The sequence below is a fragment of the Tissierella sp. MB52-C2 genome (genome assembly GCF_030931715.1).
In the GTDB taxonomy this organism is placed as follows: domain Bacteria; phylum Bacillota; class Clostridia; order Tissierellales; family Tissierellaceae; genus Tissierella.
The window spans coordinates 2,917,302-2,934,628 of sequence record NZ_CP133261.1; the positions used below are offsets into that span (position 1 = coordinate 2,917,302).

Below are 17,327 nucleotides of genomic sequence, written 5' to 3' on the forward strand. Positions count from 1 at the left end.
TATTATACTCCTAAATCCTCTTTTATCTTCGTAGTAGATATTTCTGGTGTCCTATTTAAATACACTACATCACAATGTTCTTTTAAGTAATCAAATTTTCCTTCCCAATCGTCACCCATAACAAAAATATCTACTTTAAACTCTTTAATATTCCCAATTTTTTGTCCCCAATTATCTTCTGGAATAACCAAATCAACGTATCGAATAGATTCAACTAACTTTCTTCTTTCCTCATATGAAAAGTAGCATTTTTTCCCTTTGATTTCATTAAATTCATTCGTTGATAATCCAACGATTAAATAGTCTCCTAACTCCTTTGATCTTTTTAATAGATTGATATGTCCATAATGTAATAAATCAAATGTTCCGTATGTAATTACCTTTTTCATAGATTAACCTCTCCATATAAACCTAATTTAAAATTATATCAAGTATTTTGTCATACAATCTTGCTGAAGAATTACCATCATTATAATCGAACATCATATTTAGTATATTTTTTCTTTTCTTCTCAAACTCATCATTATCACTTAAAATATATTCTAATGCTTTAACAAGCTCGTCCATATTTCCAGCTTTCGGTCCTGGTGTGATACTATCGTAATCGTAATAGATCTCCCTACTTTCACTAATATATTCTTTTAAATCATATGAAAAAAATATAATAGGTCTATTCGTTAACAGAAAATCAAAATATATAGATGAATAATCTGTAATTAAAATATCCGATAAGTTCAAAAATAAATATGGGTCTTCTGCCGAATCAATGTTTAATATATTTTTATATTCTATATGATTAAAACTACTTTTTAGTTTTGACATTGGATGAGCTTTTATTAGTAAAATAGAATTATTATTACTTAAAAAATTATCTAGTTGTTCAATATTAACTATATCAAAAAACTTAAATTCACTATGTCTGAAAGTAGGCATATACATAATTACTTTTTTACCATTCTGCTTTTCTCTCTCTAAACGATTATATAACTCAATATTTTTAATACTCAAATTCTTATTATTTATTAAATAATTTTTATTAAAAAAAACATCATTTCTTGGATAACCACAAACTATACCTTTATCCTTACTTGTCCTAAATGCCTTCTTAAAAATATCTCTTACATATTCAGATGTAGCTAAATAATAATGAGTCGGTTGTTCATTTTGGATTCTTCTAACAGTCCACCTTAATTTTTTATATAGATTAGGAGGATTTCTTACTTCATCGAACTTATTGTCACCATGAATCTTCTTTAATGGTATGCCATGAAATGAATTTATTTTTTTAGCTCCTCCAGATAGCCAAAATGAAATATCTTTAGTATGATGGTCAAAAATATATACTCCTGATCTTAATGCAAAAAAAACTCCCTTTAATGAATATATGCTATATGCTTCATATCCATTTGTCCTTAATGTTCTAACAATATCGTCTATATCAGATATCCAAATAGGTCTTATACTGCTATCCTTAATTTCATTAACATAAAGATAAAAATATTTGGGATTATCACCAAAACTCTTTCCCATATTGCTACCAAATAACCATATCTTTTTATCCCTTGGAATTAAATAGAGTAAATAGTATATTGGAATAAATAATATTGCAAACTTATCTACGATTTTTTTTATAATTACGAATATTTTATTTGAATACTCCAAAACCATAACCCTCTCTTCTGCATCAACAATATAAGATTTATATATTATTTTTTATTCTTCCATATACATCTTCATATCTGATTATATCATCTTCTCCAAAATAATCTCCTAATTGCACTTCAGCCACCATCAACAAATCAGTACAAGAAGTATTAACCAGTCTATGTTTACATCCTTTTGGAATAAATACATAACTTCCTTCCCTTACTTTCATTATTGATTCTCCTAGTACTACTTCACCTTCTCCAAGAATTATTATCCAATGTTCTTCCCTTTTTTTATGTTCTTGAAGACTTAACTCCCCTTTAGGATTTACTGTAATAATTTTTGATTGGGATTGTGAGTTTAAAAATGTAGTTTTATAGTGACCCCACGGTCTATTATATATTTCATGTTCTAACTTTGTATCATCTAAAGATAGAAAATTATAATTGAGATCAAATTTTATAGCTTCCATAAGAAGTACATGCATATTTTTCTTGGTTATTATGTTTATTAAATGATTATTTTCGTTGACTATAGGCAAGAAATCTATCTTCTCTGATTTAAAAATCCCAACTATCTTACTAAAATCATCATGTTCATTAACATAGTTAAAATCATCCTTACATATATCTACAATTCTATTATCAATCTTATATCCTTTTATAAAAGCTCTTCTTATATCACCATCAGTTAGGGTTCCAACAACTACATCATTATCATTTACTAAAATTAAAAAACCTTTCTTATTCTCTTCAATTTTTGTCAAAGCGTTTAATATTGTATCATCAATTTTTAAAACAAAGTTCATAATGTTCATAATTTAATTTCCCTCTTATTTCATATTCCATTATTTATAACTATAGATAATAAATAATTTATCTATTTTATTAATCTTAATTAAATTATTATCAAAAACTTCTTCATACACTTCATTCTTTTCATATTTTCTATAATTCAACCAATTTATGTGTAATTATTAGCTCAGCTACTTCTCTCAATGCACCTTGTCCACCTTTAGCTCGTGTAACATATTTGGCAGCATCTTTTACTCTTTCCATACCATCTTCTACTGAGCATCCTAGTCCAACTATCTTTATAGCCTCTAAATCGTTAACATCATCACCTATATAAGCAATCTCCTCAAGATTCAAACTGTGACTCTCTGCAATTTTCCTAACTAGAGGAGCTTTATCTTTTATACCCATATATATTTCTTTAATTCCTAATTTTTCTGCTCTCTTTTTTACTAGTTCAACATTTTCTCCTGTTATAATAACTGTATTAATGCCAATTTCTCTCAGAATTTGTACTCCCATTCCGTCCTTTGTGTTGAATTTTTTCAATTCATCGCCCTGCTCTGAATAGTACATCCCACCATCAGTTAAAACTCCATCACTATCAGTAATGAGTAGCTTTACGCCTCTGAATAATCGTTCTATATTAGTACTATTATTCTTTTTCTGCTTTAATAAGCCCTCTACGATTATCCAGTCACTAGGCTCATCAATTTCAAAATAACTATCTTCAGACATTTCCACTACACCAATATTACCAGATAGTCTATTTTGGGATTTCAGCAACTCCATTTTGTTAGTAATATAAAAAGCACCATTCTCTACAAGAAACCCTTCAAATTTTTGTCTCATCGGTCTATTATTATAATCATAATTAGCAGAGAAATAACTATGCTCGCTTTTTCGCCAAATAAAACGTTTTTGTCTAACTACTGAAAGTATGCTCTGGAATTTTTTTTCTAATAGCATTTTAAATCCCTTGTCCAAATCTTTGGCTTCTAATAATGGTGATGTAGCTTGAATCAAAACTATATTTTCAAAATCATATTTCTCAGCGAATTCAAGCATAGCTGATTCTGTTGTAGAACTGTCCCCTGCTGTGGCTTCTGATCTATTAATTATCTCTACTTTGTCCGAATCATATAATTTAACTGCATTTTTAATTTCTTCGCTATCAGTAGCAACAAAAACCCTGTCAATATACTTACATTCTATAGCTGCATCTAATGTCCAATATACTAGTGGTCTATCATTTATAATCTTAATATTCTTTAATGGTATAGATTTACTTCCTCCCCTTACAGGTATAAATGCAACATTTTTATAATTCATTTTATCGCCCCTTATATTTCAGTTTCTTTCTCTGAACTTTCTCTAAATCCAATATTTCTTCTTTTTTATAGTTAAGGGCTTTAGCCACATTTTCAAAATCTAAAACCAATTTCCTCATATCTTCAGGCTCCAAGGAGGCAGAATGGTCAGTCCCCTTCCATGTTCTATCTAAGGTAAAATGTCTCTCAATATATTCTGCTCCTAAAGTGAAAGCTGCGATATCAACAGCGGTTCCTAGATGGTGTCCTGAAAATCCGATTGCTTTCACTATATCTTTATATTTATCAACTATTTTATTTATCTCAAGCAGACAAACATCTTCAAATGGCACTGGATATCCCGATGTGCAACTATATAGTACAATATCTTTATTTCGTTTCTTATTTATGGCTAGCTCAATAATCTTATTAACTTCTTCAGTTGTTGTCATACCCGTAGATATATGAATTTCTCCATTATAATTATCAAATAAAAAACTTAACATTTCAAAATGAGTATTCATAGCAGAAGGAATCTTTATAAATTTTGGATTCAAACTAACTATTTCTTTTGCTGATGTCATATCCCAAACAGAAGTGCTATAAATCACTCCATATTCCTCACATAATTTCTTTAACTCCCTATTTTGCTCCAAGTTTAATTCTAAGTATTCTCTATGTTCTCCATATGTCTTTCCATAGGAATTAATAGGATTTGGGTGTGGTGCATTATATTCTTCTTCTGTTAGCAATTCTCTGTTACTCCTCTTTTGAAATTTAATAGCATCAACCTTACAATACAATGCAGCTATTTTTATCATTTCTTTTGCTATATCAATATCACCTTTGTGATTACATCCTATTTCAGCTATCACTATTGGTTTCTTCATGTCTATTTCCTCCCATATACCTATCTATATTTTCTTTCATCTCTTCATAAATAGGCTCAATCACTTCTATGTCTTCAGCACATATATCTATAAAATTTCTAAACTTTTCTACTATTCTTTTCCCTTTTTCTATTGGATTACATTCTTCATTTAAATTATCTATACTGTTAGTCAATATCTTATATTCGACTCTATTCATAGGTAGAATAAAAGTCTTATAATAATCATTATTTTCAATTTTTCTAAGTTTCTTATCCAACTCAAAATATAACTTTTCTGCTTGTGGAAAATTCCTATTATTTACAACCTTCTCTATCCTATTTAAGATATCTCTATACTCTTTATTTATTTTTAGAACTTTTGAATATTCTCTATCCATCTTATTTGATTGGAGCTTTAGATAATCTTTATCATAGCTTGTATTATTTCCAGCTAACCACCCGTTATTAACTACTTTTTCTTTCAAATCAGCTGTTATTACTTCTTCAAGCTCTATGAATTTTGCACCTTCTATATTTGCTCCGCCTTTTGTAGTATTGATAACTTCAATGTTTGGCAACATTTTAATATAATGTTCAATCTGCTGTCTCATGGAATTAAATCCTTCATTTGTTGATATATCATGCCCATAAACATCCTTCACAGATATTGCCTGACTCTTTTGTTCTTCTGTAAGGTCTTTTCTATAGTTTATTCCTTCTGAATATGTTTTCTCTCCTCTATAAGCCAAGTTTTGACCTACTAGTATGATTGGACTAATCCCTAATTCATATAGTAGCTGTATAGTGACAACTGCTATTGAGGGAGCATCAAATACAATATTCATGTTGGTATTATCTTTATTTTTTAAATAATAGCTAGACACAGTATCTTGAGATGTTATCATATGATATTTATCTCCATGGTAGCCAGTTAATGTCTCATATCCTACACTACTACCAAATATCATAGCTATTTCTTCTATTTCTCTATCTTTAATTACTTTGTATATCCAATGATTTGTAGGCTTAGGATCATAGGTACATACTGCATCAGGATATATATTATGGTGTAGCAATGTTCGTATGGCTGAACCCACGCTAAATATATAGGCAAGACCATTTCCTTTTATATATCTAATATTTTCAATTTCCTCGTTTAAAGAAGGTCCAGCCGCTACTAATAGTGCTGGCTTTCCTTTAAGTTGTCCTTTTTGATCTATTAAGATATTTGGAGTACTTAGTATACTACCAAAATTTTTCATGCTATTTATTATCCATCTTTTTTGAAAGTTAACTTCTACACCTATGCTATCTTTTTTCTCAACTATGATTTCTTTAAATAACTCTAAAAATCTCTCATATTCATTTTGAAATATATTTATATGACTATTTAAAAAGACTTGTATAATATCCTTGCTAGATTTATCAATAAACTGACTTATAAAATTTCTGATATCATCCTCATCAACTCCTAATGCTATGTCCTTTAACCTATGTGAAGGTAGTTTCTTTATTGACTTATATGACAGATACTTATACAGAAGCTCTGGTATTGGCTCGTATATATAATAGTTTACATCTGGATATCTTTCTAAAAATAAATCTATATGATAACCTAGCCCTACTCCATAGAAAATTACAGTAGAGTTCTTACCTACCTCATTATATTCCTCAATTATAGCTTCCGCTTCTTTAATCGGATTATATTTGCTATGTAAGTATAATTTTTTTCCTTCCTTTTCTACATATAGGGTTTTATACCCTTGCTTGGTATCCTCATCAATTACTAAATTATTTTCAATACTATCTTCTAGCCCTTTAACCTTATTCCAAGTATTTGGATAAATTACTTTTAATATATTTATATTATCAATTAAAATCATGTAACTCTTCCCCTAAGTTTACTATATTTGATAATTTTTCCGCCATTTCTCTAAATATCGATGCGATTTCATAAGACAATATATCAGCTATGGAAACATAGTCATTATTTGATAGTACTTCATCCATATTTTCTAATATTTCTTTAAGCAAAAATACGTCTTTAGCGTATAAATTCCAGTACTCATAATTTGATATAGTATCTTTAAGTCTATGGTCTCGATCTATGGAAGTAAATGTATCTATTATCCAGCTAATACCTCCAAATAAATCATTTAAATCATTCCAAGACTCATTGGTTGGATTTTTATAAAAGGTGTTAGCCAAGCCCTCTATTATCTGTGGAGTTCTTTCAAGATAACTCAATGTAGAAAGTAATATATCTTCAATCAACTCTTTATATGTTAATAATATAACTTCTATTTTATTTATGTTTTTGATATTGTTTAAAAAATAGTCATAGTAATCTCCCACTATTTCATTGCAGTCTATAACCATGTGGCTTAGAGTTTTTGATGATTTTTGTATTATACCATCTATTTCCATAAGAATATTATTTATTTGATTTTTATCATTGTCGTATTCTAATATTTGATTTTCAATAAATATTTTCACTAATAGCCCCCCAGTTTTTTAATCTATATATATTATCGACAAAATCTGATATATATTTATATAATATTCCATTTTAGTCTATTACTGCAAATAAAATACTAAAAAACCAGAGGAGACTTCCTCTGGTTTTAATTTGTCTCTTGAGACTAATTTAATTATCTTAATAATTGTAATACAGTTTGTGGTGCTTGATTTGCTTGAGCTAACATAGCAGTTGAAGCTTGTTGTAATATGTTTTGTCTTGTTTGCTCCATCATTTCTTTTGCCATGTCTACGTCTCTGATTCTTGACTCAGCAGCTTGTAAGTTTTCAGCTGAGTTGTCTAAGTTTTTGATTGTATGCTCTAATCTATTTTGAATAGCACCTAATTTTGATCTTTCAGTTGATACACTTTTTATTGCAGTATTGATAGTTGTAATTGAAGCTGCTGCACTTGCTTGACCACTAATCTTTGTAGTTAATGCAGCATCAACAGTAGTTGACAGCTTAGCAATATCCACAGTCATATCTTGAGTTTCATTAGCACCAATTTGAAGTTTCTTTCCTGTAAAATTACCATCTAATAATTTCATACCATTAAATTCAGCCCTAGTTTCAATAGCAGTAATTTCATCTTGTAAAGCTTTTACTTCTTCTTGAAGAGCTGCTCTATCAACAGCAGTATCATTAGTATCATTTGCTGATTGTACTGCTAATTCTCTCATTCTTTGAAGCATTGAGTGAACTTCGTCCATTGCACCTTCTGCTGTTTGAATTAATGAAATACCATCTTGAGCATTCCTTGATGCTTGGTTAAGCCCTCTGATTTGGCCTCTCATTTTTTCGGAGATGGATAATCCTGCTGCGTCGTCTCCTGCTCTGTTGATTCTGTAACCAGATGATAATTTCTCCATTGATTTTGCACCAGCATTTGTTGATATACCTAATTGTCTGTGTGTGTTCATTGCCATTAAGTTGTTATTAATTCTCATTTTTATTCCTCCTTGATTTTTGTTTTTGGCATCCTTGCCATTTTTTAAGAAGTTTTCCTTCTCAAGATTATTATCGACTATAGTAAATAATACTTTAGTGTTTTCTGGAAATTATTTATAATTATTCCATATATATTTTTGAATTGTATCTATAAAGTCTTTCGCATTTATAATTTGTTGGTAAGTATCTTCTTTTGTTACAATAAAAAAATCATTATAATCACTTTTATTTCTTAATTTTTCAGCTCCCATTAGAATTTTAGAATATTTCTTATCTATTTTATTATTTCTAATATAGTTCTTATTGAAATATGAAATTATGGCCGAATGTTTACTAAAATCTACTCTTTCATATACTAATAATGCTCTTACACTATGAAATATTGAATAATATGATCTATTAAGAGATTGAGAAAATAAATTATTATCATATAATAACTCTGATGCTTCTAAATCCTCTTTTGATTTTATCAGTCTATATGTTGATAAATCACGAATATTTTTATTATCCATACAAAGTAACACCTTCTTTTTTCACATTATTGAAGAAAGGTAAAATATCTGAATGACCTTTATACACTTCATAACTTTCGGAAATAATAGACACTACTACATCATATTCTAAAGATAAATCTACCATTATATCAGTAATGCGATCTTCATATTGTCTTAAATCTCTATTTTCTTCATCTACTAAAACCATAATGTCTATATCAGAATCACTTGTATTCTCTAATCTTGCATAGGAACCATACAATATTGTATTTTTTAGCTTATTTCCAAATAGTTTAAGTAATTCTTCCTGTATCTTAGATAATAATTCTAATATATTTTGATCTTTGATACTTTCTACCCCCAACATAAATTTCAGCCCCTTCTAATCCAATGATACCATCTTTTATAATATTATACCCTATAATTAAGTTAAATACATCTTTAAACCAGAAAAGGAGAGTAAAACTCTCCCTCACAATTCTAACTTAGACTTCATAACTCTTATTTAAAATCTAAACATCTATTTTTCTATCTCAATTACAAACTTTTCTTCAAATTCTTCTGCCGTATATGTATAGACCTTTTTAAAATATAAGTTTTTAAATTGCTTACTCAATTCGAATGGATCAGGTTCTAGCCTTCCATGTTTATTTATTAAGCTTATAAACTTATCAAGTTCTTTTGATTCTTGTACTTCATCCTTGTCCAATTTCTTCGTAGGATTTGGTCTATAATCCTTGTTATAGACCAAAATATAATTAAGATCTTTTCTTGTATGGGAAATACCTTTATTTATTATATCAATAAAAATTAATATACTATCAAATATCTTTCTCTTTACATTGTGTATTTCCTTTTTCATATTTCCATTTTTAAATTCAATAAAATATAATTCATTATTTCTTATACACAAAGCATCATTTGATTTCGGTGTATCACCTAGTTTTAAACCTTTTATATAGTCATTCTTCACGCCATCAAAATCAATTACTTCGAATTCTGAATGGGTCATATATTTTATATTTCTTTTATCTGCATCGTCTTTAGAAGTTTCTTTGAGAGTACTTTTATTTTTTTCAAAAATACTATAACTGGATATATCAATCATCACCATACCTCTCAATCTCCAATATCTCAAAAGGCTTCGCAAGTTTAGCATATACTTCATCAATTGATGTAGTCACATCTCTGATTGTAACCCTATCATCTATGTTTTCAGCTAAATAGTAGTTACATTTATCTGCTATCTCATATTTTGCAGAATATACTTGAATAGCACGTAAAAAATAAGGGCTATGGGTGTTTAATAGAATATGCATATTAAATTTCTTCTGTAAAAGCACAATAATTTCTGCAAATAAGATTTGCCATTCTGGGTGTAAATGGATTTCTGGTTCATCTAAAACGATAGTTCCGTTGTCCTCTATACTGCCATTTAATAGTAGGGTCTTTAGTATAACAAATGTTTTTAGCCCTGTGGATATGTTTTTTATATCTAATACCTTATCTAAATTGTTTTCTTTATAGCCAAACTTTCCATTTGAAGACTTTATCATTTTACCACTGCATACATCATCTATTTTAGAGGTAATATCCATCATCTTCTCTGTCACAATAATTTTATTTATAGCATCTTCTATTCCAAATCCTTCTTTTATATCTCTAAGTTTTGATTGTAAATGGAGTCTATGATTAGCATAACTCTCCGTTCTTAAATAGAATAAAGAAGGTCTTATTTCATCTAATACAAATGGATCGTCAATATAAATTACCTCTGTATTTAAACTAAGATTTTTTGAAATACTCTTTACCTCATTATCTTGTATCAAAATTTCAATATTTGTATCTTTAATCTTTAACTCTACAATACCATCTTCATGGTCAGAATAAATATTATTAATTTGATTGTTAAACTCTGCATTAAATTTCTGTGATAGTACTGTTTTTAAAATTTCTTCATCTGGAATAGATACAATTTGTAATATTCTTTTTACAGTACTCTCAAAATCAGAACTGTCATAGAAGTTTTCATTCACATATTTGTCAATCTCTCTGTCATATATTAAATATTCTTTTAATCGGTTCTTTAGTAGATCTATATCTTTATATATCTCTGAATTTTGAATCAGATTTTCTATTAATTCCTCTATATCTAATGTCCTAGCTCCTCTGTAAATAGGATTATATATAATATCTAATGCTTTTCTTATTGCATTTTTTCTTTCTCTTTGAATCTGTTCTTCAATTTTATAAAAACTATTGAAAATACAAAACAAAGTCTTGCCTACTGTACTTTTACCCGTATTATTCTCACCAGCAATAATTGTAATCCCATTTAATTCGACTGTTGCCTTTTCAATTTTACCTATATTATTAAGAGTTAAAATCATTGTCTAACCCTCCTAACAATTAAATTTGGATAAATATATACTCATTTAATGACTATAGTAAATATATATTCTATTTACTTTATAGTATATACAAGTATTATTGTCATTACAACAATATTACAAACATTATTATAAATTAATGCATATACAAAAAGAGCCAAGTAAAATGCCTTAGCTCCTTCTTCTACAGTTCCGCTTCTCCTTCAGCTTCATCACTATATCTTCTTCTTATCTCTAAAAACTTATTTAAATTCTCAAATAATATATCTACTAATTCTGGATCAAAATGTTTTCCTTTTTCTTCTTTAAAATAATTTAATATATCGTTCATTACCCAAGCTTTTTTATATACTCTTGGGCTGCCCAATGCGTCAAACACATCGGCTATGGCTGTGATTCTACCGTAGATATGGATTTCTTCACCAGCTAGACCTCTTGGGTAGCCTTTTCCGTCATATCTTTCATGGTGTTCATGGGCTATTATGGCTGCTGCTTTTAGGATTTCCCTTTTTGAATTTCTTAATAGATTATATCCTATGGTTGTATGACTTTTTATTACATTGAACTCTTCTCCTGTCAACTTCCCAGGTTTTAGTAATACATTGTCTGGTATGGCTACTTTTCCTATATCATGTATAGGGGAGGCATGAGTAAGCAACATAATATCTCTAGGAGATAATCCATATTCTTCTGCTAGTACCTGACAATATTTAGATACTCGCTTTACATGAGAGCTTGTTTCTTCTGATCTGGCTTCTGTTACTTCTCCTAAAGTATATAGAATTTCTTTTTGAGTTTCCTCTATTTCTAAGTTTAAGCATAGATTATCAAAAGTTGCAGATACAGATTTATGGAATATATCCAATAAGTCTATGTCTATATAATTATTCTTAATCTGGTTTTCTACAAGTAAAATAGCTTCACTTCCTGATGTACTTTTATATTTGGCAATATATACATTGTCAAATAGTTCATGTTCTCCTTCATTATATATCTTATTTATTTTCATCAAATCAGTAGTTGATACTGACTCTCTTATCGTCTTGTTGATACAGTCTTTATATTTTCCTTTTCCTTCTATCATCCTAAATATATTGCTTGTCCCTTCTCTTACTGCTACAAAGGAGTTTAGCTCGTCTTCTTCCTGTATTCTACATCTACATTGATTAATAAGGGAACTTAGGTGAGATAGGCTAGATATTAAAAAATCACCTATGGTATCTTTTTCATATAAATTTGATATGGATGATACTACTTTTTCCATGGATTTTCTATTATTTCTCATAACTCTAATATCTTTAAATGATCGTATAGACGATAATATAACAGTACTCATTTTTCTACAAAGAAGTTCAGACTTTCTCTCATATCCATTTATGTCATAATTTAATATTATATTGTCTTCCAATCCATTGATATTTTTTTCTGTCATTAGAAGTATTCTAATATCTTCATCTTCAATATCTTCTCTAATATATTTTACCAAATCTAAACCTGAATCCTCTTTCTCTATAAACATTTCCAGTAAAACTAATACAATATCTTTATTCTTTTCTAAGATCTTAATGGCTTCCTTAGTATTATATGCACTATGGAAGTTTATACTTTTTCCTTCAAAGGTAAGGTCTTTATTCATTTCTTTTATTATTTGATGTATAAAATTATCATTATCTATTATGAGTATATTCCATTTCTCACAATGTTTATCGTAAAGTTTTACTGTACCATCCATGGTTGCCTTTGTCCTCCTCACGTAGCTTAAGTCTTTTACTTCTCTAGAAGCTTCTTTATATCCTCTATTTTATATCTATTGTTTATTGCAGCTAAGTTTTCGTCTTCTATATTCTTATATATTTCTTTTCTAATAATTTCTATATTTCTAGGTGCATCTATACCTAGTTTTATTTTTCCCTCTTCTATTTCCATTATTTTTATTTCTATATTTCTATCTATTATTATTGACTCATTCTTTTTCCTTGTAAGTATAAGCATATTATTCTACCTTCCTTTGGGAGTCTTTGTTAAATATAAAATGCTTTGTACTATATCTTTCATCATCTAAGATTACTTGTTTACCTAGCATTTCCCTTGTATTTATGACTATAGGTCCTAGAAGATTAGTAGTAGTATTCTCAATATTTTCTGGAATTACTACTATGGTGTATATCATTACATCTTCTTGTCTCTCTATTTTTAATCTATTTCGTGCTGTTTCTGGGATAATAATATCGTAGTCATTGAATATTTCAAAGGGATTTATGATAATAAAGGATAAGTCCTTATCTTTAACTGATTGCAAATAGCTGAAAGGGCTGTCATGATTTAATATAATTACAAATTCTTTTTCTTCTTCAAAGGCAGGAATCCCTTCTGGGAAATGAATTATTTTTTCTTTTTCAATTTTCAATTATAATTCCTCCAATTAATAATTATTTGTTCTATAAATAATTAAGAATATTATACAATATTTTCCAAAATTCTTCCATAAGCATTTATACCCAAAAAATGGAATATGGTGTACTCAGGTACACCATATTATTATCTTAAAAAGTCCATTAAGCTCGGTTGAATTATTCTTCCACCTACTGATAAACTTGCTCTATATACATTTTCTTCTATGGCTAGTTTCATATAGGCTTCTGGTAAACTCACATCTTCGTTAAAGGATAATAATTCCTTTAGACTTACTTTTTGATTCTCTAGTTTACCTTGTGTAAGCTCTAGCCTATTCATCTTTGCCCCTATTTCTGCTGTAACTGATAATACTTGGTCCATAGATCCTTTAATATTTCCTATGGCTTCTTGAAGCTTATCAGGATCTTTGCTTTCTAAGGATCTTTCTAGTTGGTCAAAGACTGCTATTAGATATGGAGTGTCACCATTAGTTATCTCTTCTGTATATCCTGGATCACCTAAAGTCCCACCTGTATTTAGATCATATCCATCAGCCTTACCAAAAACCTTATTCCCCAAAATATTTATCTTTACTGTTTCTGCTACTCCTACATTATATTCAAATATTTCTTCTTTTCCATTGACGTCTTTCTTTAAATCTACTGCATATGTGCCATCTTCATTTAACAACTTCTTATCTGTTTTGTATCCTGTAAATAAAGATCTTCCTGCATAAGTGGAGTTTGCTATCTGTATTAAATGACCCTTTAATTCTGCTATCTCATCTCTTACTTTATCTAAATCATCTGTATTTGTTCCGTTAGCTGCCTGCACCGTTAGTTCATTTGCCCTATGAAGCACTGCCTTGATTTCCTTTAGAGCAGATTCTGTTTCCTTCATCCAAGACTGAGCATCCTTAGCATTTCTAATATATTGTTCTACTTTGGATATATCTGTATTAAATTTTAATGATTTACTAGCAGCAATTGGATCATCAGATGGAACTCTAAACCTTTTCCCTGCTGTTGCCTCATATTGGAGCCTTTCTAATCTTTGTAATGTACCGTTTAAATTATATGTCATGTTGTTAATCAACATATTGTTCGTTATCCTCATCTATATCACCTCTTATTCACTCTTTTATCGCCCAACTAATCCCAATCTATTTACTGTAAGATCTATTATCGCATCCATTGTGCTTATCATTTTTGCTGCTGCCACATAGGTATGTTGATATCTTACCATATCTGCCATTTCTTCTTCTAAGGACACACCTGATATAGAGTTACGTTTTGTTTCTATATTGTTACGTATTAATTCTTGTGTTCCATATGCTCTTTTTCCTTGAAGACTATCTACTGCTAAGGATGATAATATTGATTTAATAAAATCGTCTGGAGTTCCTTGAGATAAGCCATCTCCAAAGAACTTTCTATCTTCCCTTTGGTCTATTAATGCCAATAGATTAGTATTGTCTTCAGCTGCCCCACCAGGATTCTTTGCCGCTGCTATTAACTTTACATCTTCTAGAATTTTTTCATTTACAGTTATAGTTGCTGCTGTTGTACCTACAAAGAAGTCTATTCCATTAACTGTTGATTCATAGCCATATCCTTCCCTATGTTGCTCATTGAATTTTTCTGCAAATCCCTTTGCAAACTCATCTAATTTATCCATATAATAAGGTATTCCTCTATAAATGTTGTTTTTTCCATCACCTTCATACATATCCATTAGCCCTTTTAGTTCACCTGAACGTAGGTTTACTTTTCCACCATTTTCCCAAGTAAATCTCTCACCGATATCTGCTTTTTCATCAAATTTGATTTGGTTGGTATATACGTGGTCTACTATGGATATTCCACCTAAGGATACAGTATACTTTCCATCTGAAGATTCATTTACATTTATATTTACTAGTTTAGACAATTCATCTACCAATACTTCTCGCCTATCCCGTAAGTCATTGGCTGTTCTACCATCTATTTCTGCTGAATATATTTGTCTATTTAGTCCTGCTATTTGACTACTCAAACTATTTACTTTTTTTACATTCATTTCTATGGAAGTTTCGGTGTCTTTCACCATATTTTGCAGTCTTTTAGCTGTTTCATTTAAATGTTTTGTAAAGGCCATGGCGTTTTCCTTTACTGGGTTTCTAAAAGCAACGTCTGATGCATTTTTACTCATTTCGTCTAAGCTGCTATAGAAATCATCCATATATTTTCTAAAACTATTATTAGAAGGCTCTCCCATTAGTTTTTCTATTTCTGTCAGGGAATTTTTCTTTATTTCCCATTCACCCGTTGGACCCATTTCATTCCAATACTTAAAGTCTACAAAAGAGTCTCTTACTCTTTCTACTTTAGTGATTTCTGTACCAGTACCTAGAAATCCTATTCCTGGCATTAGAAATGGGTTTGTAGCCCTTTGTTCTACTCGTTGTCTTGAATACCCCTTTGTATTCGCATTGTCTATATTATGGTTTACAGTATATAAAGCTCTTTGTGATGCAAGAAGTCCTTTTACCGCAGAATTGAATCCATAAAACATTTTTTCTCAGTCCCTTCACTAATCTATCTTCCCACTATTCCTAATCTATTTACTATTGTATCTATCATTTCATCAATAGTATTTATTACCCTCGAATTTGCTGTATATGCGTGTTGGAATTTTATCATATCTGACATCTCTTCATCTAAGGATACTGCAGAAATACTTTGCCTTTTTTCATCTATGGAGACAATTAAAAATCCTTGGCTATTTACTATGTTTCTTGATTCTTCTCTTTCTATTCCTAGACTCAAAACTATGTCCTTATAATATTCATCTGGATTCATATCATAGATTTTCAAAGTCTCTCTTAATTCATAAATTTGTTTTGCTATATCTCCATTTCCTGTTGCATCGTTTTGTGTAGATACTGCTATTTTATTATAATCTGAAAGGTCTGGATTTACTTTAATAGTACCAGCACTATCTATATCTTTAAAGAAATCTTCCCCACCCTTCCCCTGTAAGTCATGACCTTTCTTATGAAGTTCATTTATTGCTTCTGCTATGCTTTTTACTAAAGTATCTACTCTTTCTTTATAATTGACTATAGACTTGTCCCTAACATCTATAAGTCCTGCCAGTTCTCCTGAATTTAGTTCCATTTTTTCGTTAGTGTTTTTCCAGTAGATTTCTGCTAGACCATTTTCTGGATTGTTTTTTATATCTATGCCGTTTACATAGCTGCCACTTACTAAATCTCTTCCCTTTAGAGATATAATTGATTCTCCAAATCTATTTTCATGGATATTAACTGGTATTAGCTGTGCAAGTCTATCTAATAGACCATTTCTTTCGTCTCTAAAATCATTGGCATTTATGTTGCTACCTTGTCCCTCTACTGCCTTAATCTTGTCGTTTAGCTTAGCTACTTGATTCAAAATCCCATTTATTTCATCTACTTTATTTAATATTTCTTTATTTAAGTTTTGCTGTATATTGTTAAGTTGAGTAGATATATGATTTACTGTTTCCGTAAAGGCTACTGCAGATTCATGAACTAACCCCCTCATGGTTAGACTTTCTGAATCTTTATAAAGTTCATTCCAGTTATCCCAAAATCCATCCATTATTTTTTGCAGGCCGCTATTGCTTATCTCATTAAATACTCCTTCTATGTCTTCCAAAGTTCCAGATTTTCCATAGTGATAACCAAAGCTTGCTAGTTCTCGTCTCAATTTTTTATCTAAAAACTCATCTCTTACTTGTTTTATCTGTGAAACACTAACCCCTGTACCAGTTTGAAATCTTCCATCTGTTTTATAGTAATTATCCTTATGTAGAGCAGATTGTCTTACATAATATGGATTATTTGCATTAGATATATTATGTGAAATTGTATTCAAGGACGTCTTTGTTGCTTGTAGTCCTGATATTGATATATATAATCCTCCAAATGACATATC

The 17,327-nt window shown here is 29.6% G+C and carries 18 protein-coding genes; all 18 read right to left on the reverse strand.

Features of this window, described 5'->3' with window-relative positions:
* Nucleotides 1–2: 2 nt before the first annotated feature.
* The gene (gene tagD, locus RBU61_RS14875; RefSeq protein ID WP_308876339.1) at nt 3–389 is read right to left on the reverse strand and encodes a glycerol-3-phosphate cytidylyltransferase; all 387 of its coding nucleotides are present in this window, start codon (nt 387–389) and stop codon (nt 3–5) included.
* A 22-nt stretch (nt 390–411) separates the two neighbouring features.
* The gene (locus RBU61_RS14880) at nt 412–1,662 is read right to left on the reverse strand and encodes a CDP-glycerol glycerophosphotransferase family protein (protein WP_308876341.1); all 1,251 of its coding nucleotides are present in this window, start codon (nt 1,660–1,662) and stop codon (nt 412–414) included.
* A gap of 37 nt (nt 1,663–1,699) precedes the next feature.
* A complete protein-coding gene (locus RBU61_RS14885) occupies nt 1,700–2,464 on the reverse strand; it encodes a CBS domain-containing protein (RefSeq protein WP_308876343.1) in 765 nt (254 codons plus the stop codon).
* 130 nt (nt 2,465–2,594) lie between these two features.
* The gene (locus tag RBU61_RS14890; protein ID WP_308876345.1) at nt 2,595–3,773 is read right to left on the reverse strand and encodes a cytidylyltransferase domain-containing protein; all 1,179 of its coding nucleotides are present in this window, start codon (nt 3,771–3,773) and stop codon (nt 2,595–2,597) included.
* A gap of 1 nt (nt 3,774) precedes the next feature.
* Nucleotides 3,775–4,641 (reverse strand): N-acetylneuraminate synthase family protein, encoded by an 867-nt coding sequence (locus RBU61_RS14895; RefSeq protein WP_308876347.1) that lies wholly within the window; start codon nt 4,639–4,641, stop codon nt 3,775–3,777.
* Nucleotides 4,616–6,505: a 6-hydroxymethylpterin diphosphokinase MptE-like protein gene (locus tag RBU61_RS14900; RefSeq protein ID WP_308876349.1), complete on the reverse strand. Its 1,890-nt coding sequence runs from the start codon at nt 6,503–6,505 to the stop codon at nt 4,616–4,618. Before RBU61_RS14900 ends, RBU61_RS14895 begins: the two co-directional genes overlap by 26 nt.
* Nucleotides 6,492–7,118 (reverse strand): hypothetical protein, encoded by a 627-nt coding sequence (locus tag RBU61_RS14905; RefSeq protein WP_308876351.1) that lies wholly within the window; start codon nt 7,116–7,118, stop codon nt 6,492–6,494. Before RBU61_RS14905 ends, RBU61_RS14900 begins: the two co-directional genes overlap by 14 nt.
* A 155-nt stretch (nt 7,119–7,273) precedes the next feature.
* Nucleotides 7,274–8,089: a flagellin gene (locus RBU61_RS14910; RefSeq protein ID WP_308876353.1), complete on the reverse strand. Its 816-nt coding sequence runs from the start codon at nt 8,087–8,089 to the stop codon at nt 7,274–7,276.
* A 111-nt stretch (nt 8,090–8,200) separates the two neighbouring features.
* The gene (locus RBU61_RS14915) at nt 8,201–8,602 is read right to left on the reverse strand and encodes a HEPN domain-containing protein (RefSeq protein ID WP_308876355.1); all 402 of its coding nucleotides are present in this window, start codon (nt 8,600–8,602) and stop codon (nt 8,201–8,203) included.
* Complete coding sequence (locus RBU61_RS14920; RefSeq protein WP_308876357.1) at nt 8,595–8,951, reverse strand: nucleotidyltransferase domain-containing protein; 357 nt, start codon at nt 8,949–8,951, stop codon at nt 8,595–8,597. Before RBU61_RS14920 ends, RBU61_RS14915 begins: the two co-directional genes overlap by 8 nt.
* Before the next feature lie 153 nt (nt 8,952–9,104).
* Nucleotides 9,105–9,698, reverse strand: a complete 594-nt coding sequence (locus RBU61_RS14925) for a hypothetical protein (RefSeq protein ID WP_308876359.1) — start codon at nt 9,696–9,698, stop codon at nt 9,105–9,107.
* On the reverse strand, nt 9,685–10,974 hold the full coding sequence (locus tag RBU61_RS14930) for an AAA family ATPase (RefSeq protein ID WP_308876361.1): 1,290 nt from the start codon (nt 10,972–10,974) through the stop codon (nt 9,685–9,687). Before RBU61_RS14930 ends, RBU61_RS14925 begins: the two co-directional genes overlap by 14 nt.
* Before the next feature lie 184 nt (nt 10,975–11,158).
* Nucleotides 11,159–12,706 (reverse strand): HD domain-containing phosphohydrolase, encoded by a 1,548-nt coding sequence (locus RBU61_RS14935; RefSeq protein ID WP_308876363.1) that lies wholly within the window; start codon nt 12,704–12,706, stop codon nt 11,159–11,161.
* Nucleotides 12,707–12,741: 35 nt separating this feature from the next.
* The gene (csrA, locus tag RBU61_RS14940; RefSeq protein ID WP_308876365.1) at nt 12,742–12,966 is read right to left on the reverse strand and encodes a carbon storage regulator CsrA; all 225 of its coding nucleotides are present in this window, start codon (nt 12,964–12,966) and stop codon (nt 12,742–12,744) included.
* Between the two features lies 1 nt (nt 12,967).
* A complete protein-coding gene (fliW, locus tag RBU61_RS14945) occupies nt 12,968–13,381 on the reverse strand; it encodes a flagellar assembly protein FliW (protein WP_308876367.1) in 414 nt (137 codons plus the stop codon).
* A gap of 131 nt (nt 13,382–13,512) precedes the next feature.
* Nucleotides 13,513–14,484, reverse strand: a complete 972-nt coding sequence (gene flgL / locus RBU61_RS14950; RefSeq protein ID WP_308876368.1) for a flagellar hook-associated protein FlgL — start codon at nt 14,482–14,484, stop codon at nt 13,513–13,515.
* Nucleotides 14,485–14,508: 24 nt separating this feature from the next.
* Entirely contained in the window at nt 14,509–15,921 is a 1,413-nt protein-coding gene (gene flgK, locus RBU61_RS14955; protein ID WP_308876370.1) for a flagellar hook-associated protein FlgK, read from the reverse strand.
* A gap of 23 nt (nt 15,922–15,944) precedes the next feature.
* Nucleotides 15,945–17,324 carry a flagellar hook-associated protein FlgK gene (gene flgK / locus RBU61_RS14960; RefSeq protein WP_308876372.1) on the reverse strand — a complete coding sequence of 460 codons (1,380 nt, stop codon included), beginning with the start codon at nt 17,322–17,324 and terminating at the stop codon, nt 15,945–15,947.
* Nucleotides 17,325–17,327: the final 3 nt, after the last annotated feature.

Excerpts from the sequence above, each read along its gene's own strand:
- flgK (WP_308876372.1), bottom strand. The coding sequence starts at position 17,324 with ATGTCATTTGGAGGATTATATATATCAATATCAGGACTACAAGCAACA.
- csrA (WP_308876365.1), bottom strand. The coding sequence starts at position 12,966 with ATGCTTATACTTACAAGGAAAAAGAATGAGTCAATAATAATAGATAGA.
- RBU61_RS14925 (WP_308876359.1), bottom strand. The coding sequence starts at position 9,698 with ATGGTGATGATTGATATATCCAGTTATAGTATTTTTGAAAAAAATAAA.
- flgK (WP_308876370.1), bottom strand. The coding sequence starts at position 15,921 with ATGTTTTATGGATTCAATTCTGCGGTAAAAGGACTTCTTGCATCACAA.
- RBU61_RS14915 (WP_308876355.1), bottom strand. The coding sequence starts at position 8,602 with ATGGATAATAAAAATATTCGTGATTTATCAACATATAGACTGATAAAA.
- RBU61_RS14930 (WP_308876361.1), bottom strand. The coding sequence starts at position 10,974 with ATGATTTTAACTCTTAATAATATAGGTAAAATTGAAAAGGCAACAGTC.
- RBU61_RS14935 (WP_308876363.1), bottom strand. The coding sequence starts at position 12,706 with ATGGATGGTACAGTAAAACTTTACGATAAACATTGTGAGAAATGGAAT.
- RBU61_RS14885 (WP_308876343.1), bottom strand. The coding sequence starts at position 2,464 with ATGAACATTATGAACTTTGTTTTAAAAATTGATGATACAATATTAAAC.
- RBU61_RS14900 (WP_308876349.1), bottom strand. The coding sequence starts at position 6,505 with ATGATTTTAATTGATAATATAAATATATTAAAAGTAATTTATCCAAAT.
- RBU61_RS14910 (WP_308876353.1), bottom strand. The coding sequence starts at position 8,089 with ATGAGAATTAATAACAACTTAATGGCAATGAACACACACAGACAATTA.
- RBU61_RS14895 (WP_308876347.1), bottom strand. The coding sequence starts at position 4,641 with ATGAAGAAACCAATAGTGATAGCTGAAATAGGATGTAATCACAAAGGT.
- flgL (WP_308876368.1), bottom strand. The coding sequence starts at position 14,484 with ATGAGGATAACGAACAATATGTTGATTAACAACATGACATATAATTTA.
- RBU61_RS14920 (WP_308876357.1), bottom strand. The coding sequence starts at position 8,951 with ATGTTGGGGGTAGAAAGTATCAAAGATCAAAATATATTAGAATTATTA.
- tagD (WP_308876339.1), bottom strand. The coding sequence starts at position 389 with ATGAAAAAGGTAATTACATACGGAACATTTGATTTATTACATTATGGA.
- RBU61_RS14890 (WP_308876345.1), bottom strand. The coding sequence starts at position 3,773 with ATGAATTATAAAAATGTTGCATTTATACCTGTAAGGGGAGGAAGTAAA.